17 protein-coding genes and 1 riboswitch are annotated in these 21,864 nt (G+C 45.3%); of the genes, 12 read left to right on the forward strand and 5 right to left on the reverse strand.

Features of this window, described 5'->3' with window-relative positions; genetic code table 11:
• Positions 1–55: 55 nt before the first annotated feature.
• Positions 56–616, reverse strand: a complete 561-nt coding sequence (locus MKY87_RS29240) for an NAD(P)H oxidoreductase (RefSeq protein WP_036608534.1) — start codon at positions 614–616, stop codon at positions 56–58.
• A gap of 177 nt (positions 617–793) precedes the next feature.
• On the opposite strand from MKY87_RS29240, the gene MKY87_RS29245 reads away from it, so the two are divergent.
• The 5 genes from MKY87_RS29245 (at position 794) to MKY87_RS29265 (ending at position 7,438) form a co-directional block, all read left to right on the forward strand.
• On the forward strand, positions 794–1,183 hold the full coding sequence (locus tag MKY87_RS29245; RefSeq protein WP_280523071.1) for a winged helix-turn-helix transcriptional regulator: 390 nt from the start codon (positions 794–796) through the stop codon (positions 1,181–1,183).
• A 218-nt stretch (positions 1,184–1,401) separates the two neighbouring features.
• Positions 1,402–3,237 (forward strand): assimilatory sulfite reductase (NADPH) flavoprotein subunit, encoded by a 1,836-nt coding sequence (locus MKY87_RS29250; protein WP_340967291.1) that lies wholly within the window; start codon positions 1,402–1,404, stop codon positions 3,235–3,237.
• A gap of 53 nt (positions 3,238–3,290) precedes the next feature.
• A complete protein-coding gene (gene cysI / locus MKY87_RS29255) occupies positions 3,291–5,012 on the forward strand; it encodes an assimilatory sulfite reductase (NADPH) hemoprotein subunit (RefSeq protein WP_338594332.1) in 1,722 nt (573 codons plus the stop codon).
• A 278-nt stretch (positions 5,013–5,290) separates the two neighbouring features.
• Positions 5,291–6,007: a YebC/PmpR family DNA-binding transcriptional regulator gene (locus MKY87_RS29260; RefSeq protein WP_036608916.1), complete on the forward strand. Its 717-nt coding sequence runs from the start codon at positions 5,291–5,293 to the stop codon at positions 6,005–6,007.
• A 444-nt stretch (positions 6,008–6,451) separates the two neighbouring features.
• A complete protein-coding gene (locus MKY87_RS29265) occupies positions 6,452–7,438 on the forward strand; it encodes a hypothetical protein (protein ID WP_340967294.1) in 987 nt (328 codons plus the stop codon).
• A 124-nt stretch (positions 7,439–7,562) separates the two neighbouring features.
• Here MKY87_RS29265 and MKY87_RS29270 read toward each other — a convergent pair whose 3' ends face one another.
• The 4 genes from MKY87_RS29270 to MKY87_RS29285 form a co-directional block, all read right to left on the reverse strand.
• Positions 7,563–8,051 carry a DMT family transporter gene (locus MKY87_RS29270; RefSeq protein WP_062834134.1) on the reverse strand — a complete coding sequence of 163 codons (489 nt, stop codon included), beginning with the start codon at positions 8,049–8,051 and terminating at the stop codon, positions 7,563–7,565.
• Between the two features lie 14 nt (positions 8,052–8,065).
• Positions 8,066–8,764 (reverse strand): Crp/Fnr family transcriptional regulator, encoded by a 699-nt coding sequence (locus tag MKY87_RS29275; protein WP_340967577.1) that lies wholly within the window; start codon positions 8,762–8,764, stop codon positions 8,066–8,068.
• A gap of 45 nt (positions 8,765–8,809) precedes the next feature.
• Positions 8,810–9,235, reverse strand: coding sequence for a DMT family transporter (locus MKY87_RS29280; RefSeq protein WP_036608521.1), 426 nt, complete (start codon positions 9,233–9,235; stop codon positions 8,810–8,812).
• 519 nt (positions 9,236–9,754) lie between these two features.
• Positions 9,755–10,552, reverse strand: a complete 798-nt coding sequence (locus MKY87_RS29285) for a Nif3-like dinuclear metal center hexameric protein (protein ID WP_340967296.1) — start codon at positions 10,550–10,552, stop codon at positions 9,755–9,757.
• A gap of 348 nt (positions 10,553–10,900) precedes the next feature.
• Between MKY87_RS29285 and MKY87_RS29290 the strand changes: the two genes are divergently transcribed.
• From MKY87_RS29290 to MKY87_RS29320, 7 genes are all read left to right on the forward strand, one after another.
• On the forward strand, positions 10,901–11,503 hold the full coding sequence (locus tag MKY87_RS29290) for a biliverdin-producing heme oxygenase (RefSeq protein ID WP_340967298.1): 603 nt from the start codon (positions 10,901–10,903) through the stop codon (positions 11,501–11,503).
• Between the two features lie 281 nt (positions 11,504–11,784).
• Complete coding sequence (locus tag MKY87_RS29295; RefSeq protein WP_340967300.1) at positions 11,785–14,325, forward strand: diguanylate cyclase domain-containing protein; 2,541 nt, start codon at positions 11,785–11,787, stop codon at positions 14,323–14,325.
• 209 nt (positions 14,326–14,534) lie between these two features.
• The gene (locus tag MKY87_RS29300; protein WP_340967303.1) at positions 14,535–16,112 is read left to right on the forward strand and encodes a TerB N-terminal domain-containing protein; all 1,578 of its coding nucleotides are present in this window, start codon (positions 14,535–14,537) and stop codon (positions 16,110–16,112) included.
• A 6-nt stretch (positions 16,113–16,118) separates the two neighbouring features.
• The gene (locus tag MKY87_RS29305; RefSeq protein ID WP_340967304.1) at positions 16,119–17,462 is read left to right on the forward strand and encodes an ATP-binding protein; all 1,344 of its coding nucleotides are present in this window, start codon (positions 16,119–16,121) and stop codon (positions 17,460–17,462) included.
• Entirely contained in the window at positions 17,459–19,678 is a 2,220-nt protein-coding gene (locus tag MKY87_RS29310) for a DEAD/DEAH box helicase (RefSeq protein WP_340967305.1), read from the forward strand. Before MKY87_RS29305 ends, MKY87_RS29310 begins: the two co-directional genes overlap by 4 nt.
• A 147-nt stretch (positions 19,679–19,825) precedes the next feature.
• A riboswitch (purine riboswitch) is annotated at positions 19,826–19,936 on the forward strand.
• 107 nt (positions 19,937–20,043) lie between these two features.
• On the forward strand, positions 20,044–21,003 hold the full coding sequence (locus MKY87_RS29315; protein ID WP_264933780.1) for an EamA family transporter: 960 nt from the start codon (positions 20,044–20,046) through the stop codon (positions 21,001–21,003).
• Between the two features lie 394 nt (positions 21,004–21,397).
• Entirely contained in the window at positions 21,398–21,823 is a 426-nt protein-coding gene (locus MKY87_RS29320) for a cupredoxin domain-containing protein (protein WP_165980157.1), read from the forward strand.
• Positions 21,824–21,864: the final 41 nt, after the last annotated feature.

Consider the following 21,864-nt stretch of genomic DNA (forward strand, 5'->3'; position numbering starts at 1 on the left):
TTTGCAGTTGTTATCTGTAATGTGTGCGAATGTTATCTGTAATTTCTGCGAATTGTTAATTGTAATGTTTGCCGATTTGATACGCTTGCTCCAACAAGCCTTCAATATGTTCTTTGGATTCTGATATGGTTTCATAGAGGAATTCAACTCGGGATTCCTGCATTCTTGCATAACCCGCGATCCCATTATTCAGATAATTGGAAATCATGTTGTAATAGTCGTATTTATGGAATGAAGCCTCCGTTCCTCCAGCTAGTGCAATCCACAGTGCCTTTTTGGAGTTTGCCTTGTTCAGCAGGCCCATGTTCCATACCTTGTCCAGATAAGCTTTGAGCATGGAGGGAACGTTGTACCACCAGATCGGGAAAACAAATACAATGGCATCAGCCGCAAGCACACGATCCAGCTCTTTGCGAATCACAGGGGCATGCTGTTTATCGGGATTTTGCCAGTCTCGCTCATCTTCTACACGATATAGGGGATCGAATCCGTCATGATACAGATCGAGGATATCGATTTCATGGGAATTCTCCTGCATACCTTCTATAAAACGATTCATTACGGCAAATGTTAGGGAATCTTGTCTTGGGTGAGTAACGACCAGTTTAACTTTCATGTAGGAGTAACCATCCTTTTTTCTTTTTATTTTGGTTAAACATTCTGACCAATGTTATTATAAGTTTCATGACATCTCCTTGAGAAGTACGCACCTGAGAGTGCTGTAGATACTTTGGGGTTCTTCGGTTACTTTTAATAACGGATAAACATATATGTGAATTATGGGGGAGTACAAGTGGAACAAGAAATGAAAAAATATGAGAGTGGTGTGCAGGCGATGCTGGAACTGGTCGGTGGAAAATGGAGGATTCTTATTCTGCATCAGCTGATATCAGGTAAAAAACGAACAAGCGAACTTCGCAGAGCCATTCCTGGCATTACCCAGAAGGTCCTAACCCAACAGCTGCGTGAACTGGAAAAGAATGAAATCATCCATCGGATCATTCATCCTCAGATTCCGCCCAAGGTAGAGTATGAGCTGACAGAGTACGGCTTGACACTACAGGACATCATTGACCGCATATGTCTGTGGGGAGAGAATCACTTGGACAGAGTATACGGAGATAAAAGCAGAGTCCTAGGAGATCATTTTAGTGACTATATTCCACTTTCAACTTCAACTTGAGCTGGCCGCCAAATTAAAAATAAAACAAAACCGTCCTTAATTTGAAAAGGAGGGTTTTTGTTGTTTTTTGTCCTTTATCAGCGAAACTGATAAATGCTATAAAATCATTGAAATTGACCCTCAACACCCGGTGTGTTAGGTTTTAGAGAGAAGAAATTAAATTAATGTGATGATTTTAGTCGGAATTAAAATCGAAGCAATGCGCGAGGTGGCAAACAGTGGAACTTCAAGTGACAAACAGCCCATTTAATCAAGAACAAGTTGAACTGCTTAATCGTCTTATTCCTACATTGACCGATGGACAACGCACTTGGTTGAGCGGATATATTGCAGCAATTCAGGCAAGCGCAACAATAGCGGCTCCAGCTAACCTGGTACAGGCTGCACCAACTACAGGTATTGCACCTGTGAGTGCTCCGCCCGTATCCCGTGAAGTTACCGTGCTTTTTGGTTCACAAACCGGGAATTCCAGCGGCCTATCGAAGAAGCTGGCCAAGAAACTTGAAGAGCAGGGTCTTCAGGTAACGTTGTCATCGATGGGAGATTTCAAACCGAACGGACTCAAGAAAATTGAAAATCTCCTCATCATCGTCAGTACGCATGGCGAGGGCGAACCACCGGATAATGCGATTCCATTGCATGAATTCCTGAACAGCAAACGGGCTCCGAAGCTTGAAGGGCTTCGTTACTCGGTGTTGGCTCTAGGAGATACCTCCTATGAGTTCTTTTGTCAGACAGGTAAGGACTTCGATAAACGATTGCAGGAATTGGGTGGTACAGCTCTTGTACCGCGTGTGGACTGTGATGTTGATTTTGATGAACCGGCTGCGGAGTGGATGAATGAAGTACTGGCTTCCTTAAGCAGTACATCTGCTGCTGCGAGCACGGTAACCACTGAGGCTGTTACAGCTGCACTGAGCGGCGGGGAGTCCGAATATGATCGCACGAACCCATTCAAGGCTGAAGTGTTGGAGAATCTCAATCTGAATGGCAGAGGATCGGACCGTGAAACACGCCATATTGAGTTGTCTTTGGAAGGCTCCAGCCTGGATTACGAGCCTGGTGACAGCCTTGGGGTATTCCCTGAGAATCACCCGCGCCTTGTTGATGAATTGATTGCAGCCATGGGATGGAATGCCGATGAACGCGTGACCGTAAATAAAAACGGGGATCAGGCATCTGTGCACGAAGCGTTGCTGCGTTATTTTGAAATTACAGCGGTGACGAAACCGGTGGTAGAACAACTTGCGAAACTGAATCCTGGGAGTGGACTGACGGCGTTACTTGCAGATGATTCCGAATTCCGTACAGTCATGAATAGCTGTGATCTGCTTGATCTGGTTCAGGATTATAATCTGAAAGGTATTCCTGCTGCAGAATTCGTAGCTGTTCTTCGCAAAATTCCGGCACGTCTGTATTCGATAGCGAGTAGTTCGAAGTCTTTCCCGGATGAAGTTCATCTTACCGTTCGTACGGTACGTTATGAAGCGCGTGGCAGAGAACGTTACGGTGTATGCTCGGTACATCTGGCTGAACGAATCGAAGCTGGGGACACCCTGCCTGTATATATACAGCATAACCCGAATTTCAAGCTTCCTGAGAATCCGGATACACCGATTATCATGGTTGGCCCAGGTACAGGTGTAGCGCCATTCAGATCTTTCCTTGGTGAGCGTGAAGAAACAGGAGCAGAGGGCAAGACATGGCTGTTCTACGGAGATCAGCATTTCTCCACCGATTTCTTGTACCAGACGGAATGGCAACGTTGGCTCAAAGATGGTGTACTCACGAAGATGGATGTAGCCTTCTCACGTGATACGGAACAGAAAGTGTATGTACAACATCGTATGCTGGAACACAGCAAAGAACTGTACCAATGGCTTCAGGAAGGTGCAAGCGTATATATCTGTGGCGACGAGAAAAAAATGGCACATGATGTGCATGCTGCGCTCACCACGATTCTTGAACAAGAAGGCGGTTTATCGCCTGAGCAGGCATCGGAATATCTGACACGGTTGCAGCAGGAGAAACGTTATCAGCGGGACGTCTATTAATAACCGGCTCAGCCGGATTGCACCATCCCGCAGAGACGAGAGGAGAAAGCAGCATGGTTTATAATAACTTACTTAACCCACAGCGCACGAATAGTGATGTGGAAGATATAAAGATCAAAAGTGATTACTTGCGCGGAAGTCTGACCGAAACGTTGGCCGATCGTATCACGGGGGCTATTCCAGAGGACGACAACCGTCTGATGAAACACCACGGCAGTTATATGCAGGATGACCGTGACCTGCGCAATGAGCGTCACAAATCCAAGCTGGAGCCTGCATACCAATTCATGTTGCGTGTGCGTGCTTCCGGTGGGATTGTAACCCCGGAGCAGTGGTTGATGATGGACAGAGTGGCACATAAATATGCAAATGAGACGATTCGTCTGACCACACGTCAGTCTTTCCAACTGCATGGTGTACTGAAGTGGGATCTTAAGAACACCATTCGCGAAGTGAACGATTCGTTGCTAAGCACACTGGCTGCATGTGGTGACGTAAACCGTAACGTGATGTGTAACCCGAATCCGAATCAATCTGATGTGCATGCTGAAGTGTATGAGTGGGCATGTCAGGTGAGCAATCATCTGGACCCTCGTACGCGGGCTTATCATGAGCTATGGCTGGACGGCGAGAAAGTGATTGATTCTCAGGACTCCGACGAAGAAGTTGAACCAATCTATGGCAAAGTGTATTTGCCACGGAAGTTCAAGATCGGTATTGCTGTACCGCCTTCCAATGATGTGGATGTCTATTCACAGGATCTTGGCTTTATTGCTATTGTGGAGAACGGTAAACTGCAAGGCTTCAACGTTTCCGTTGGCGGCGGCATGGGAATGTCTCATGGTGACGCCAAAACCTATCCTCAGGTGTCCAAAGTCATTGGTTTCTGTACGCCGGAGCAAATGATTGATGTTGCAGAGAAAACAGTTATGATTCAACGTGACTATGGAGATCGTGCAGTTCGTAAACATGCTCGTTTCAAATATACGCTGGATGATCGTGGTGTGGAGTGGTTTGTCGAAGAGCTGACCACCCGTCTGGGATGGAAACTGGATGCGGCACGTCCGTATCATTTCGAGACAAACGGAGATCGATATGGTTGGGTAAAAGGTAATAATGGCAGATGGCACTACACGCTGTTCATTCAGAATGGCCGGGTAAAAGATGTAGACGGCTATCCGCTCATGACGGGTCTACGTGAAATTGCCAAAGTGCATACGGGTGATTTCCGTCTGACTGCCAATCAAAATCTGATCATAGGTAATATCAGCAGCCAGAAGAAGAAAAAGATTGAAGCACTTATTCAGCAGTATAACCTGACTGATGGAGCACATTACTCTGCGCTGCGTAGAAGTTCCATGGCTTGTGTTGCCCTTCCAACCTGCGGTCTTGCGATGGCTGAGTCGGAACGTTACTTGCCGTCTCTGATCGACAAACTGGAGCCTGTACTTGACGAAGCCGGGCTGAGAGACGAAGAGATTGTCATTCGGATGACGGGTTGCCCGAACGGATGTGCAAGACCAATGCTGGCGGAGATTTCATTTATCGGTAAAGCACCAGGGAAATACAATATGTATCTTGGTGGCAGCTTCACCGGACATCGTCTGAACAAGCTGTACAAAGAAAACATTGGGGAAGCCGAGATTCTGGACACGTTGACTCCAATGGTGAACCAATATGCCAAAGAGCGCTATGAAGGTGAACATTTCGGAGACTTTGTCATTCGTGCAGGCTATGTTCCTGAAGTGTTGGATGGTCGACAATTCCACGCTTAATTGACCGGGTCAGATGAACGAAGTTAGGACAGATTTAAGGACGGAAGCATTCCTTATGGGGTGCTTCTTGTTTGTTATATATGGAGTGAATAGAGGTAACGTTAGTTGCTGCTGAGAGATTTATGAGAGGATAAACTGAGGCTAATCTTCAAATGGAGAGGGATAATCACCGCAGTTACTCCCATATTTTCGTGGGTATTAACTTGTTGAAGTACGCTCAACAAGATATAATGGCATAGTAGAAAGCAGATTACATGTTGAAAGTGAGCGGAAACGATATGGGTCGTAAGTGGAATAATATCAAGGAAAAGAAAGCTTCAAAAGATGCAAACACGAGCCGGGTCTACGCTAAATTCGGGGTTGAGATCTATGTAGCTGCCAAGAAGGGCGAACCGGACCCGGAAGCGAACCGTGCACTGAAAGTCGTGCTGGAACGTGCCAAAACGTATAATGTACCCAAAGCCATTATTGATCGTGCGATGGAAAAAGCTAAAGGCAGCGGGGATGAGAACTATGAAGAGCTGCGTTATGAAGGCTTCGGACCGAATGGTGCGATGGTCATCGTTGATGCACTCACTAACAATGTAAATCGTACAGCGCCGGAAGTGCGCTCTGCGTTTAACAAAAACGCTGGTAACATGGGTGTCAGCGGTTCTGTTGCTTACATGTTTGATCCAACAGCGGTTATTGGTATAGAAGGCAAAAACTCCGAGGAAGTACTGGAACTTTTGCTTGAAGCAGATGTGGATGTACGTGATATCGTGGACGAAGACGATGCTGTAATTGTATATGCAGAACCGGATCAATTCCACGCTGTACAAGAAGCATTCAAAGCTGCTGGTATTACTGAGTTCACGGTAGCCGAGCTGACGATGCTTGCGCAAAACCATATTGAACTTCCAGAGGATGCACAAGCTCAGTTCGAGAAACTGATCGATGCGCTTGAGGACCTTGAAGATGTTCAACAGGTTTACCATAACGTAGAGTTCGTGTAAGAGAACGAGGCGATACGTGGTTTGATTGCATAATTGTAGCCTTGTCAGGGTAGGACAAATATTAAGAATTCATTATTTTTATAGCTCAGCGAGGGTATACCTGTTAGCGCTTGGTGATTTTTATGATGATATACGTTTTCCTATCTATGATGTCTAAGGGCAGTATTAAAACTCACTTTTTTATGGGAAAATCCATATAAGGAGTGAGTTTTTTATGTTATTTGAAGATGTTTACAAAGAGTTTCTTTTTGATTAGGAGATCAAGGACCACAGTATCCCCACTATAAAAGGATATAGAAATAACAATAGGGTATTTCTGAATTATTTATGTAATGAATTTTCAGTTGTTGAAATAGAAGATATATCCTTATTGATGCAATTTAAGAAATGTACTAGAATATAGCACATATAACCAAAAATACTATAGGAGCAGGGGTGTGTTAGTTGAAACGGAGTATTACTGTAGTTTTATCTTTAATTTGTTTGATTATATTCGTTGTGGGGTGTAACAATGTTCAATCTATTGAGGAAAAAGAAACAACAGTAAATGTAACAATGGAGAAAGAAACAACAGACAAATTAACAATAGAAAAAGAAACAATATTAAGTTTAATAAGTTCTGAAAAATGGGGAGAGGCTAAGTTGAACTTAGCAAAACCAGATTTCAAGGATATTGAAAATTATCAAGAAATATTTGCTTATGTTGATGCTAAAAATGACTACGAAAATGAAAAGGCTTCTGGAAAGATATCATATGAGCCAATAGTAATGAAATTGAACTTAATAGATTTAGATACATACAATGGTAAGTTAAAAGATGAAATAACAGTATTCAAAGAAGAACTAGATCATGAGAAAAACGAGTATTATAAGGCATTCTATGCTAAGAAGAGGGAGGAAGGAGAACAGAAACAAAAAGAATTGGACAAAATATATAAACGAGTATCAGAAGAGGATAAGCTCAAAGAAGCAATGAGTAATAAAGACTACAATGAAATCGCTCGTCTTTTGGTTAGCAAAATTGATTATAATGTTGAGAGCAAGATGCTTTATTATTTTGCTGAGTCTCAGTTGTCCCGTAAGGAAGGCGATTCTGATATGATGATGCATTATTTAGAGAGCATACCTGTTGCCTATGTTGGAAAGTATTCAGACTTATTTTTAAAAACAAAATTGAAAATTCAAACCAAAGATAAATGGATTGAAGCTGAACGAGACATGGTTAGACATAAAGCTGAGTACGAGAAGATATTTTCGAAGGTTCCTCCAGCTATTGGAATGACAGCTTCTGAAGTGCGAGAGTCTAGTTGGGGTGGACCTGACCAGATTAACAAAACAACTTATGAGTTTGGAGTTCATGAACAATGGGTGTATTCAAACTATCGATACGTATATTTTGAAGAAGGCATAGTTACAACAATTCAAGAATAAGATTTTTTCATGTCTACCATAACGTAGAGTTCGTGTAAGAGAACGAGGCGATACGTGGTTTGATTGCATAAAAAGAGTGTCTGACCAATCTGCGGGATTGGACGGACACTCTTTTTTTGTTCTTTTATGAGTCAGACTGCAACGTTCCAGGGGACTGCTCTGATTTTTCCGATTTACCCCCACCGAACTTGAATAACACAATTCCACCAACAATGACAAGTACACCGAGCAGCTGATTCCATGAAAAAGGAATTTGCTCCAGACCGAGCCATCCCATGGAATCAAACAATAGAGCAAAACTCAGTTGGGATGTCAGCACGATCGAGATGGCATACGTGGGACCAAGTAACTTCATGCCTTGCACGAGACAGAAGACTACACCAACGCCGATGGCTCCACTGAGCCAATACCAGGGTTGCATATGCTGAAAGCTGAATGTATTTTTGCCCTCCACTAGCAGAGAGATGAGGAACGAAGCAATGAATCCGGTGAAAAGCACCATCGTTGTTGTGGACCATGAACCGGTGCGTTCATTAACTTTGCTATTAAAAATCGTTTGCAGACTGACAAGTGCACCTGCCAGTAGCGCAAGCGAAATACCTGTGATTAACATGGTTGTCGAACTCCTTATTCATAAATGTTGTGACCTGCTATTTCACGTAGACCCGCCCGGTCCTTGATCATAATCAATCCCTGATGTCGTTCAATTAACCCGTCTGCACAGAGCTTCTGGATGACCCGGTTCAGGTGTCGGTAACTGGTGCCGATCAGATTCGCGATGTCGGTCAGATTGAACGCATCCAGCTCTTCATGAACGACGTTACCCGCTTCTTCTGTTGAGATGGAGAGCAGGTAGCTGACTAGACGAACCTCAACGGGATACATCAGGTTGAAATTGGAAAAGTTCGAGTCAATGTAGAATTTGTGAGAGATGATTTTGAGCAAAAATTTAAGTAAAGGTGCATAATCGCTGGCAAGCTCAGCGAGCCATTGATAATGAATGCGAAGCATCACCACAGGTGACACGGCCTGAACCGTATTAACAATATCGCTTTCACGGACATACTCTATGTCACCGACAACTTCAAGCGGTGTTTTGAAACAAAGCACCAGCGTTTTGTCCTGTGCGGAGGTGGTGAAAATCTTGATTTTACCTTCGACTAGCACGTACAAATATTCGGAAGTTTCCCCTTCACGACAGATCAGTTCACACTTCTCAAAGTGGCATAACGTCATATGTGTACGCAGGGGCTCGTGAAATACAGTTTCGAGTTCATATTGCTTCAGATATTGTATTAATTGTTGCTCGTTATGGATTTCTTGCACGCTGTTGTTCACCCCCGACGATATGTTCCAATCCTTCTTCAAAAACTATAGTTTCATAATAATGACACCAGTCACCATTAAGGCAATGCCTAGAAATTGCGGCAGTTTCATCTTTTGTTTTACCACGCCGAACCATCCGTTGCTATCCACCAGAAAAGTCAGGAACAGCTGTGCAATGAGCAAGGCCGAGATCGTGAATGTAACCCCAATTTGCTGAATTGCTGTCACTTCGCTGAAAATAATGACGGCACCAAAAGCACCTCCAGCCAGGTACATAGGTTTTACTTGTTTGAGTCCTTGAAGGTTGGTGTCTCTAACAAACATCAGGATCAGCGCCGCTAAGATGAATCCTGTCAGTTGTGTAATCGTAGCGGCCTGCCATGTGCCCATGTCGGTGCTAATCCGAGTATTGGCAACACCTTGGAGCGTGATACACGCGCCGCCCAGTAATGCAAAAATAATTCCTCTCATATGTACGCTCCTTATTTAATCACTTCGACTTCTATTATTAAATGACAAATTAACTCTGAACGCCAAGGACAAATGTCCTGAGCTTTGAAGTCACAGCATCTAGAGTACAATAAAGAACCCCGAAAATCCAGATGGGGTATAAAGAGAGATGCGTGGCATATGTGCTCAGTACTCAATTTTTATCATAATCTAACGAACCAGTGACACCTTATTGTACTGATTCGATTGAATTGAGAAATCTAAGGAATCTCAGCAACGTTAAATGGGCTATGTCGGGTAGAAAGTGGCTATAAAACAGGAGGGGATGAAGGAATAGGGTGTCTACGATTCGTTATTTTTGATAATCGGCAAATATTTGCTACATAGGGTGTATGAGGTTCGTTAGCTATCCAAGAAATGAAAAGAGAGTCTGCCGACTCGACCCCGAAGCGTTGAAGGTATACAAGCTCCGGGGTACGCTGGGCAATGAGATTAGAACCAATCAGCTAGATCCTCTCGGTACACATCAAATTCATATCATTAGATCACAGTATACAAAGGCTTCTCGCCTACAAAACGAACAGACAATTCGGGAAAACGTTCTGCCAACCTGTCAGCTAATAGCTTCATCCCCGAAGCCTCGCTCTCTGCATGCCCCATCATGATCAGTGCCTTGGACTTGCCCTGTTGCACGGCATCACGGATATATTCCGGTGTCTCCCATTCGAATCCTTCTCCAGCAATGATGAGGTCCACTTGCTCGTTCTGAATCAAGGGAATCGTTACATGTCCATTACCACGAAATCCTACCAGTACCGCTGCGCGTCTACAGACTATTTCGGCATTGCCTGCAACGCGTACATAATCGATGCCTAGGGAACTTTTCACATGGTGAGCAATAGCTTCAACGGTGCTTCCTTCCGGAAAAGAAAGGATGTCTGCTTCTGGTATTCGTTGCTCCGCATAAGAGGACCACCCCAAGGCCTGAATCAGTCCTTCGGTAATGCCATCCGGTTGGAAGCGGTGGATGATATCATGACATCGATAGATGGAAATGCCTGCTTCGTCGATCAACTTTCTTTTGTCCATATAAACCGAATCATTTGCAAGCCAATCGGTATGACTGTGATGGTTATAAAACGGAGATTCATGCGCAATGATTAAGTTAGCACCTTGCTGTATGGCTTGTTCAATCACATATTGTGTGGGCATAAAAGCTATGATAATTCCTGTGACCTTACGATCAAGTGAGCCAGTAATGAGCTGATCCACCGTGTTTTCCGGCAGTGCAATGTTATCTACGAGATGAAGTACAACGTCTTGAACAGTAAGATCCATAGAATGCATTCCTCCAATGACAGGATATAAAAACAGTGTACCATGTTGACATCTGAAATCTACTGTCTTCCAGATTATAGGGGTCAGTTTTATGGTTTTCGGTTAATACTAAAACATACAGATTACAGTCAGTTAAGATAACAACCAAGAAAAGTGTTAACTATGTACAGATGTTGGATTCATATAGTTTTCTCAAACAAGAATAAGTATACTTACATAGAGTCTTTTTTGCATTAAATGGAGCTGTTTGCAACAAACACGGTTTCTATTTCAATATATACTGAGATTCGATTGAGGATAAGCACTCATATGCAACAACAGAACAGATTGTGAAAGGGGATAACTACGATGACAGCAACAACTATTATGGAACGTCTGAAGAGCGAGACAGCTCATTACCACAGACAAGTAGAACAGAACCCTTATGCAAAAGCCATTATGAATCAAACTGTGACTATAGAAGAATATAGAACATATTTAGAGAAATTTTATGGATTCCTGAAACCGCTAGAGAATCAGGCTGTACAGCAGCCTTTCTGGGAAAGTACGGGACTGGATATTGAGATTAGAGGCAAGGCTGGACTCTTGGAAAAAGATTTACGAAATCTGGGTGCCAGTGAAGAAGAGATTACTCAACTTCCGCTCTGTAAAGAACTGCCGGATATTTCAACACCTGCCCGTTTGTTCGGATATCTGTATGTAATTGAGGGGTCCACGAACGGTGGACAGATCATGACCAAACGTTTGTCGCAGTTCCTGCCCATTGAAGCGGATCGTGGATTGGAATATTTCAATGCCTACGGCTCAGAGACAAGAACAAGATGGAGCGAGTTTACGGGGTTGCTACAGCAATCCATCAGCACTCCTGAAGATCATGACAACATGGTACACAGTGCATCGGAGACGTTCCGCCTGCTGGATCAGTGGATTAATACGGACAAGGACAAGTAACATGCCGGTTCACCACCCCGAACGCCTGTAGGGCAGACTTTTTTCATATATTAAAAGGTATCTATATAAGTTGAACTTATACATTTACACCTAACGGAGAGGACAGAAAAAACCTGAAAAAGCGAAGCGTGCGCCTTTATAACCGGATTTTTCCCTTTAGAAAAGGGAATCGATAAAATCTGGGGATAACAGCGATTGGAAGGTTATTCTGTCATCGTAGTGCAATGTAAATAATCATTAGTTCAACTTATATAACATCATGAGAGGGGATTTTCCTGGCCATGGCCGAACCGAAGTCCAAGAAAGAACAAAATTTGTTGAACCGCACATTGCTTCATCAGGGAACATACACTAATGATCCGATAGATCTGAATAACTGTGATAAAGAACCCATTCATATCCCCGGCTTTATTCAACCTCATGGTGTTCTTTTGGCCATTAATACCAGTCTTACGCCAACCATTGTTCAGTGTAGTCAAAATACGGAGGACCATCTGGGTATTGCCTATGAGGATGTTCTGGGCATGCCTTTGGAAAATCTGATTGGTAAGGAAGAAGTAAGCAAACTGTTGGGTAGCAGCTTCAATGCGGATGTAACCTCTGATTTGCATTACATGGATCTGACCATTAAGGTATCCGGTGAGGACCGGGTCTTCTCCTCTGTTCTTCATGAAAGTGAAGGGCTGCTCATTCTGGAGATTGAGCCTTTTTATGAAAAAGAGGGCGTGGAGACTACCGACTTTGAGTGGATATCCCGATTCTTCGGTCGGATTAAAAGTACAGATAGTCGCGTGGAAGCAAGTCAGATTGCGGCTGAACAGGTGAAGGAAATGCTCGGTTATGACCGAGTGATGATCTATGAGTTTGACGAGCAATGGAATGGTAAAGTAATTGCTGAAGCGCGTGAACAAGAACTCGAACCATTCCTTGGCCATCACTATCCGGCTTCGGATATTCCCAAGCAGGCTCGGGAATTGTATCTTCGCAATTGGTTGCGAACCATTGTGAATGTGAATTATAAACCCGTCGAGATTGTGCCTATGCTACAACCGCTCACAGGCAAACCGCTAAATTTGAGTCTTTCGGTCCTGCGCAGCGTATCTCCTCTTCATATCGAATATTTGCATAATATGGGTGTAGGTGCGACTGTAACGATCTCTCTCATTCATAACAATCAACTGTGGGGACTCATCACATGCCATCATTATTCGGCCAGATATGTACCCCATCGCGTACGGAATCTGTGCAATTTTCTGGGCGCATTCTTCTCGAATGAATTGTTCCAGCGTCAGCAACTCGATGATTATCAAGCAGAGATTCAATCACGTGAAGCCGCTTCACGAATTGCCAACATTTTTATTGGAAATACAAGTCCTGCCCGAGTTCTAGAGGAATTACAGGGAGAAGAAGAGACGGTGTTAAACCTGATGGATGCTGCCGGAGCAGCGATCTGTTACCAGGACAAGCTGTTGTTGTATGGTGAAACGCCAAACAGCGGACAGATTCGTGAACTGGCAGGTTGGCTTGCAGGAAAGTCCGAGGATTATAGTTATTACACGTCGAAACTGAGTTCAGAGTATGAAACATCCAAAGCTTATCAGGATAAGGCTTCCGGGGTTATTTATGTTGCCATTTCGCCTGGACAGCATAACTACATGCTCTGGTTCCGACCTGAGGTCGTCCAGGTTGTCGATTGGGCGGGTGACCCAGCCAAAGCGGTGCTCAAGACGGATGATGGCATGCGTCTGTCCCCTCGTAAATCATTCGAAAAGTGGCGTGAGGTTGTAAAATCAACTTCGTATCCATGGACATCCAAAGAGCTGAGCGTGTTACCTTTACTCAAAACCATTGTACGTCGGCAGACAGAAAACCAGTTGGTTCAGGCTGAAGAACAGGCGCTGCAAAATGCTCGTATTTTGCGACAAAATGAACAGCGTTATTTGCAGTTAATGGATTACTCGCCCGTAGCATTCTTTACTTTGACTGACGGTCAGATTATCTACTGTAATACGAAGGCTGCCGAGCTGCTCGGGTTCGAGAGTTCCAAAAACCTGATGGGCAAGGACTTCAGGGCGTTTGTACCAGAGCAAACGAGAGTGACGTTACAACAGAATTTTGAGGAATTAAAGCACAATAACACAAGTTTGATTACCAGCCAGTCCTATTTCACCACAGCAGCAGGTACCTCATTGTTGCTTGAAATTACACTTGCTTCTGTTACGCACGCGGGTAAACCTTCTGTGATGGTTCTGTTGCACAGCGGCGCGTCCCACCATGAACAGGACAATTACACTGAAACGACGAGCCAGCTTCAGAACTATCTGACGACAGATCCGTTAACGGATATGCCGATTCAGACGGTATTCAAGTCGCAGCTTCAGGATGACTGGGATGACTGTATGCAGAATGAATGCACGCTGGGATTGCTTATCATAGATATTGATGATTTCCGTTCGTATAATGCAGCTTACGGTCTTCAAGGTGGCGACTTGTGTCTGCAATGGATCGGTGAAGTGCTTACCGTCGTTAGCGAACAACATGAAGCACAGATTTCCCGTCTTCGGGGTGGAACATTCATGCTGAAATTGAAGAGCACAACGTCTGAATATGCCGCGGGACTTGCGGAAGAGATCCGGCAGCATGTTCTGGCACTTCAGATTCAACGAGAATTATCAGGCCCAAGTGGAGTCGTTACGGTTAGTGTTGGAGGTGCAGTGCTGGTACCGGATGAACGGACTGATGCGTCCGACCTGATTGAAAAAGCGAGTCGCGCGCTGGCTCAAGCGAAAAGTGAAGGGAAGAATCGAGTAATTGTTGGTTGATTACGCCTGTGCAACGTTCGTTTTGACCAAGATTTAATCAATGGATGAAGAAGTTATATAGACTTGATAAAAGAGGGCAGCGATGCCTTCTTTTTTTGTGTTCAAGAATGTCTAAATTTCGTCACCGCAGACACAGGACAAGTGATATAATGATCCCTATGGATACACCTGTTCGTATTCTGTCTTGGAGGAGGGTGAGATAACGTTCTATGAAAGACGATTCAAGACAACTGGAATTTATGGAGATAGATCTAAGTGAAGAAGCGGAGACAGCAGCGGTTCCGGTTCCTGATCGGTCAACCATTGTGCAGTCTGCACATGAACCGATGCAGCATCGTGGAGGCATATTGTCCTCAGAGAAACGTTTTGTAGAGGAAGCAAAACAGTGGGCAGAGATGGAGGGGGATGTATCCCCGTGGGTTCCCTTTATGAGTTACTGGCCAACGTATGGCGTGATGAACGAAGCCCAGCGCAAGTGGTATTTGTATTGGAGGAAGGAAGTACGTCAGGGGAGATACCCGGATACCGATCTGTCCTATCTATTTGTTCATATCTACGAATTAATTAACGGCATTGGCTGGCAGAATCCTCAGGATGGTTATGATCAATTGAAGCAGCTATGGGTGAACTACCGTGAACGGTTGCCCCAATTAAATATATATATGCAAGAGTGGATGGTCGATTATGTGCTGGTCCATCAGATGGAGAGGTCCTTATCCGAGGTTATGGGCCTTTCGGGCGGATACCTGCCAGCAGAGATGCTGGATAGGGAACTGCAACGTATTTTACAGGATAAGGTATCGGATATCTCGCTGAATATGCTGCAAAGATACTATGATTACGATATTACACTCAGTAAGTTTTATAGAGATGGCGGCAAAGAAGTGATGGAGCAGTACATCCCGCGGGTCATGGCCTTGGTTGATTCGTACCTGGAACGTACGCGACTAGTTGGACTGTTGCCTGAGTGTGATCCTAACGATGAACGCACGGTGGAGCGTATCCTGTTTCGCAAAGCAGTCTATGATGATTCGATCTATGGAAGATCGGTATCGTTCAGATATATGCCCATAGGTGAACAGGCTGAATTTGTGCAGATGGTCACGCGAATCTATCGATGTACTGAAAATAAACTTCGTGAACTGCTCGGATTCAGAGGCCGATTGCGAGGACAGACTCTTGAACTCGAACTTGCAAATCTGATTGAACGTTACCTGGACAAAACATATGCGATCGAACAGGCGGAGTCTGTGGAACAACCGATGATTCGTATCGATTCAGAGAAACTGGCATCGTTACAGCAGGAAAGTGAGTACGTGCGATTGGCGCTTACAATTGAGGCTGAGCACCCTTCTGAAGTGAAGGATGAAGAGGTTAACAACGCAAATGTTGCAAGTATTTCAGTAGATGCGCTAGAAGCAAGGGATGAGATCACTCCAACTGAAGATTCCATGGAGCCAGCTCCATCTGTGGTAGAGATTACAACAGGAGTGTCAGCAGAATCAATTGGGCTGCAGTGGGACGAGTCTACTGAGGCTGATCTGGATGAAGAATGGTTGCTTTTTGCCCAGGAACTCTCCCCTCAGCAGGTGCAAACGATTCATGTTCTACTTGGCGCAAGTCCAGATACGGAGCTGATGCGTCTGGCTGAGCAATATGGAACGATGCCTACGCTTCTACTGGATGAAATTAATGATGTAGCTATGGAAACGATCGGTGATCTTCTGATTGATGGTGATCGGATTGTTCCTGATTATATAGATGTGTTCGAACATGTGAAGAGGTGATAGGCAGTGACAGAACTTAAAATACCAAAGCGGCTGACCACCGCACTTGTAAATTCATTAACGGCGGGTGTTGTCCCGAGAATTGGACTGGAGCAGATTGCCGTTGGCCGGAAACCGGAAGTGGAAGCCATTTTGCGGGATATGGACAATATTGCGGAGGGTGGCGCTGCGTTCAAACTCATTACCGGCCGTTACGGTAGCGGTAAAAGCTTTCTTTTGCAGATGATTCGTAACTATGCGATGGACCGTGATTTCGTTGTGGCAGATGCGGATCTGTCACCTGAGCGACGATTGGTGGGAACCAAAGGGCAGGGACTTGCGACATATCGCGAACTGATGACTCGTCTGTCTACACGCACACGCCCGGATGGGGGAGCGTTGGAGCCAATTTTGCAAAAATGGATCGCAGGACTGCAACAATCCACGATGCAGAGTCAGAACCTGCGCCCGGATGATCCCGCTCTGCCGCTTGAGGTAGAGAAGCAGATCTACGCGGTGACAGGAGAGATGCAGAATCTGGTCCACGGCTTTGATTTTGCCAAAGTACTGGCTTCTTACTGGAATGGGTACAAGCTCGCTGATGATGATCGCAAACAGGCGGCGCTTCGCTGGCTTCGAGGAGAATTTGCAACCAAAACGGAAGCAAAAAAAGAACTGGCTGTTGGGGTTATCATTGATGATGACAACTGGTATGACTACTTCAAATTGTGGTCTGAATTCACAGCGCGCATTGGTTACAAAGGATTACTGTTGTTCATTGATGAAGCGGTGAATCTGTACAAAATTACAAACAGTGTCTCCCGTCAAAGCAACTATGAGAAATTGCTGACGATGTTTAATGATACGATGCAGGGCAAAGCGGAGCATCTGGGCATATTTGTAGGCGGTACGCCGCAATTTGTCGAGGATGAACGGCGTGGACTATACAGCTATGAAGCGCTTCGCTCCAGGCTTATTGATGGTCGTTATGCAGCCAAAGCGTATGCGAATTACACAGGACCGATCCTGAAGCTGGCGATGTTATCGCATGAAGAGATTCTGATTCTGCTCCAGAAGCTGCGGCAGATTCATGCCCTGCATTTTGGATACAGCGCAAGTCTGACGGATGAACAATTGATTGATTTTATGCAAACGGCGGTGAATCGACTCGGGGCGGATGAATTGCTGACCACGCGTGAAGTGGTACGGGACTTTATGGATGTACTGCATACACTCCATCAGAATCCTGAAGTGACATATACTCAATTACTTGGCGAGCGGGTTGCCAAACCTCAGGAAACGGATAAAGGGTCAGATGCTTCCGCAAATACGGATGAGTTGGACGACTTTCTGGCGGAGTTTGAATTATGAGTGAGAATCCGTTCTATCGATTGGCACCATTCGTTCAGGAATTTATATATAAAAAAAGATGGGAATCGCTTCGGCCTGCTCAGATTGAGGCCTGCAATATCTGTTTTCATACTCCGCATCATATGCTGATTGCGGCAGGCACAGCCTCCGGCAAAACGGAGGCGGCTTTTTTTCCTGCATTGACCGAGCTGTATGAACGGCCTTCAAAATCGGTTGGCATTTTGTACATTGGACCTTTGAAAGCCCTGATTAACGACCAATTCGAACGTCTTAAGGATCTGTTATCCGAAGGGAATATTCCGGTTTGGCATTGGCACGGGGATGTGCCTCAGGCGGAGAAAACAAAACTGATGAAAAATCCGTCCGGTGTGCTCCAGATAACGCCAGAATCGCTGGAAGGTCTGCTCATGAATCGACCTAATGCAATCCCGGCGCTGTTTCATGACTTGCGATATGTCATCATCGATGAGGTGCATGCTTTCATGGGAGCGGATCGGGGCATTCAAGTACTCAGCGAACTTGCCAGAATCGAGCGTATGGCTGGCTGTACACCGCGAAGAGTGGGCTTATCCGCTACACTTAGTGACTATGATACGGCTACATCTTGGCTTGCTGCTGGAACGCAGCAGGGGGTGGATGTGGTCTCGTCCCCGGGCGGTCGCAAGCTGCGACTGCGGGTGGAACATTTCTCTTTTCCAGATGCGCAGGACGAGGAGCAGGCGGAGCAGCTTCATAACGCACGCAAAGCCTACTACGACTTCATTTATGAGAGCACACATCGTAAAAAAGCGTTGATCTTCACCAACAGCCGTACCGATGCAGAAGTCACCATTCTTGAGATGCGGCGGATCGCGGCTCGCAGACAGGAACGTGATGTGTTCCATGTGCATCATGGAAGTATCTCCGCCATGCTGAGGGAGGAAACAGAAGCTGCCCTGCGCACCGGGTCGGGGCCCGCGGTTGCTGCGGCAACGGTCACGCTTGAACTGGGCATCGATCTGGGCGAACTGGAACGTGTGGTTCAGCTCGGTGCACCGTATAGTGCGTCCAGCTTTGTACAGCGTCTGGGACGATCAGGCAGACGAGAGGACATGGCATCAGAGATGCTTTTTGTATGTCCGGAGGAAGAGGACGAGGAAGCGCAATTGCCAGCGCGTATGCCGTGGACTTTGATGCGTGCGATTGCTGTTATTGAACTATATGTAAAAACCAAGTGGGTCGAGCCGCTTGAAGCCCGCAAAATGCCCATAGGTGTGCTCTACCATCAGACGATGAGCATGTTGAAAAGTATGGGGGAGGCGGAGCCGAGAGATCTTGCAGATGCCATCCTTTCGCTGGCTCCCTTTGCGTTGGTAAGACCTGATCAATATCAGGTTTTCCTGAAATACCTCATTGAGACGGATCACCTGCAATGGACAGAGGATCGAACATTGATTATCGGTCTGACAGGTGAGAAAATCGTGAATAATTATCGCTTCTACGCGGTGTTTAAGGATGATGAGGAACATAAAGTACTGAACGGCTCCGAAGAGATTGGTTCAATTACAACCGTGCCCCCACCTGGCTATTGTTTTTCGCTCGCAGGCAAACTGTGGAAAGTGGAAGAGGTCGATCATAAGCACAAGGCTGTGTATGTGAAGTCCGCAAAAGGTAAAGTAGATACGTTATGGCTTGGAGCGGGAGGAGATATTCATACGTCGGTGGTGCAGAAAATGCGTGAAGTGTTGTCTGACTCAGTGATCTATCCTTACCTGTCACCACAAGCCGTCAATCGACTTGAACGGGCGCGCCGCCTAGCTCGTGAAAGCGGACTGTTGAAGCAGGTTGTCATTCCGGCAGGGGGAGATTCGATGTATGTTCTTCCTTGGGTGGGAAGTAAATCATTCCGTACATTGGAGCGCCTGATGAAGCATAATCTGTCCAAGAAACTTGCCTTGCGTTCGGTTGTGCCCATGGAGCCATATTATTTTGTAGTGTCCGGCAAGGTCGACGAACGAACATTGTTAGCCGAGATCATGAGTGAGTGTCGAACGGCTGAAGACGCATCTGCGTTACTGGCTGAAGATGAAGCGCCTTATCTGGGCAAGTATGATGAATTTGTCGCGCCGCCTTTGATCCGTGAGGCTTTTGCCGTGGATGGGCTGGATCTGGATGGATTGAAGGCAGGTTTACAGCAAACATTGGAGTGGGACTCTTCAGGCTCCAATCGAACATGACGTTTTTGCGTAATTATAGTGTGTGAAGAATGGTACAGCAATTGAAGCGACTCGGTGTAATAATTTAGTTCAACTTTTTATACGGAATAGGGTTGACACCATCTCACCTCCCATGTAATATATGAAAAGTCGTCACACACGAATTACATCAAATTGCATATATCATTTCGTATAACCTCGCAGGCCGAAAGTGTACACAGGGCGAGGGTCTCTACGGGAAGCCTATACTTCCTAACTACGATGCCAAGGAATCAATGTATTCCTTGCTAGTAGTTAGGATTTTTTGCATTTAGATGGTGTCTGTGACCTTGGCATGAACCAACATGCGGGCGTATTTTTCTTATCATCAGGAGGTTTATTCGCAAATGAAATATTATCTGTCCGTTCTCGCGGGAGCGATGAGCTATGGCATATTATCCACGATTGTGGTTCTGGCGTATGGCGAAGGATATAAACTTGGAGAGGTTGTGGGAACACAGTTGATCACGGGTTTTCTTCTATCCTGGATGCTGGCGCTATACACAAGATTTAGAACAAAACGTAAGTCACAGGCAAATGGCAAAGCATCAGGAGCCGTGGCACAGGTATTCAAACGGTTGACGTGGAAACAACGTCTGTTATTGATGGCTGCCGGAACACCAACGGTAATTACAGGTCTCGTGTATTATCAGTCTTTACGTTATATCCCGGCTTCACTTGCCATAATCCTGTTGTTCCAGTTCACATGGATTAGCGTATTGATTCAGGCGATTAGCAAACGTCAACGTCCAGACAAAGTCACGTTCCTGACGTTGATCATTCTGTTTGGTGGAACCTTGCTGGCAGCGGGTTTCCTGGAACAAGGATTGGGTGAGTTCAACGGTCTGGGTATTGCTCTCGGACTAATGGCAGCTGTAAGTTATTCCCTGTTTGTCTTGTTTAGCGGCAAAGCGGTTCCTTCAGCGCATCCAGCCTTCCGCAGTGCGTGGATGGTTACAGGCGGATTGATCCTGCTGTGCATTTTGTTCCCGCCGACATTCCTCTTTAACGGATTGATCTGGAGCCAGTTGCTTGTATTTGGATTGTTACTTGGATTCTTCGGGGCTTTTATTCCACCAGTACTGTTCGCTATCGGCGTTCCGCATATTGGTGGTGACATGGCCGGAATCTTGGGTGCAGTGGAGCTTCCAATTGCAGTATTGTTATCCTCAATCGTGCTCCATGAGCATGTCAGCGGATTGCAATGGTTCGGAGTTATCATTGTGCTCATTGGTGTAGCCCTGCCAGAGTTGTATAAATTACGCATGAGACGAAGTCGCAGTCGCAGTAAACCGATCTATTCCTGAGTTATACAAAAAGGGATATTGGGAAGCCTTAACGGGAATAACCGTAGTAAAGCCTGAGAAATCAGGCTTTTTTTAATGAAATATTCTAGATAAATTGAACTAAACATTTACACGAAACGGAGAGGATAGAAATAACCTGAGGAAGCGAAGCGTGCGCCTTTATTCCCGGATTTTACCCTTTGAAAAGGAAATCAAAAAATCTGGGGATAACAGCGATCGGAAGGTTGTTCTGTCATCGGAGTGTCCAGTGTAAATATTCACTAGTTCAATTTATACGGCTCAACCGCAATAGCCCAGAGGGGTCATTTTCATTGTCATGCGAATCAGGTATGCTTAAAGAATACATCCGTCTGTTGATTGATTATTGATGGGACATCGAATGAGGAGTGTTTATATGAAAAGCTGGTTTGGAAAAACATGGCCTTGGTTAACGCTGGGCCTGACCGTTGTTGTACTGCTTGGATCATTTTTGGTTTATTTTATGGGCAAAGACTTATCCCCCGGATCAGGAAGTGCTGTAACTGCACAAGCTGAGACAGCGGAGGATTTGAAGGGATATGAAGTCATTGATGTGGACGTAAGTAACGATGGTTTTGGACCAGACGTTATCGAGGTGAAAGCTGGCGTACCGACTAAAATCAACTTTATTCTGACCCGCTCGGTGACACATGTCAAATCAGTCGGATCACAAAAGCTTGGCATGGATCTATACATGCAAAAGGGACCTAATTATTATACGGTCGACAAAGATCTGCCCAAGGGAGAATACGAGATTCACTGCGGTATGTATATGATATACGCAACGATTAAGGTCGTATAAGCAGAAGGAGCATGGTTTCGGGTCACCGAGCTTTGCTCCTT

The organism is Paenibacillus sp. FSL R7-0198, assembly GCF_038000415.1.
Lineage (GTDB): Bacteria > Bacillota > Bacilli > Paenibacillales > Paenibacillaceae > Paenibacillus.

Excerpts from the sequence above, each read along its gene's own strand:
- MKY87_RS29310 (WP_340967305.1), top strand. The coding sequence starts at position 17,459 with ATGAGTGAGAATCCGTTCTATCGATTGGCACCATTCGTTCAGGAATTT.
- MKY87_RS29290 (WP_340967298.1), top strand. The coding sequence starts at position 10,901 with ATGACAGCAACAACTATTATGGAACGTCTGAAGAGCGAGACAGCTCAT.
- MKY87_RS29260 (WP_036608916.1), top strand. The coding sequence starts at position 5,291 with ATGGGTCGTAAGTGGAATAATATCAAGGAAAAGAAAGCTTCAAAAGAT.
- MKY87_RS29300 (WP_340967303.1), top strand. The coding sequence starts at position 14,535 with ATGAAAGACGATTCAAGACAACTGGAATTTATGGAGATAGATCTAAGT.
- MKY87_RS29315 (WP_264933780.1), top strand. The coding sequence starts at position 20,044 with ATGAAATATTATCTGTCCGTTCTCGCGGGAGCGATGAGCTATGGCATA.
- MKY87_RS29320 (WP_165980157.1), top strand. The coding sequence starts at position 21,398 with ATGAAAAGCTGGTTTGGAAAAACATGGCCTTGGTTAACGCTGGGCCTG.
- MKY87_RS29295 (WP_340967300.1), top strand. The coding sequence starts at position 11,785 with ATGGCCGAACCGAAGTCCAAGAAAGAACAAAATTTGTTGAACCGCACA.
- MKY87_RS29285 (WP_340967296.1), bottom strand. The coding sequence starts at position 10,552 with ATGGATCTTACTGTTCAAGACGTTGTACTTCATCTCGTAGATAACATT.
- MKY87_RS29270 (WP_062834134.1), bottom strand. The coding sequence starts at position 8,051 with ATGTTAATCACAGGTATTTCGCTTGCGCTACTGGCAGGTGCACTTGTC.
- cysI (WP_338594332.1), top strand. The coding sequence starts at position 3,291 with ATGGTTTATAATAACTTACTTAACCCACAGCGCACGAATAGTGATGTG.
- MKY87_RS29240 (WP_036608534.1), bottom strand. The coding sequence starts at position 616 with ATGAAAGTTAAACTGGTCGTTACTCACCCAAGACAAGATTCCCTAACA.
- MKY87_RS29280 (WP_036608521.1), bottom strand. The coding sequence starts at position 9,235 with ATGAGAGGAATTATTTTTGCATTACTGGGCGGCGCGTGTATCACGCTC.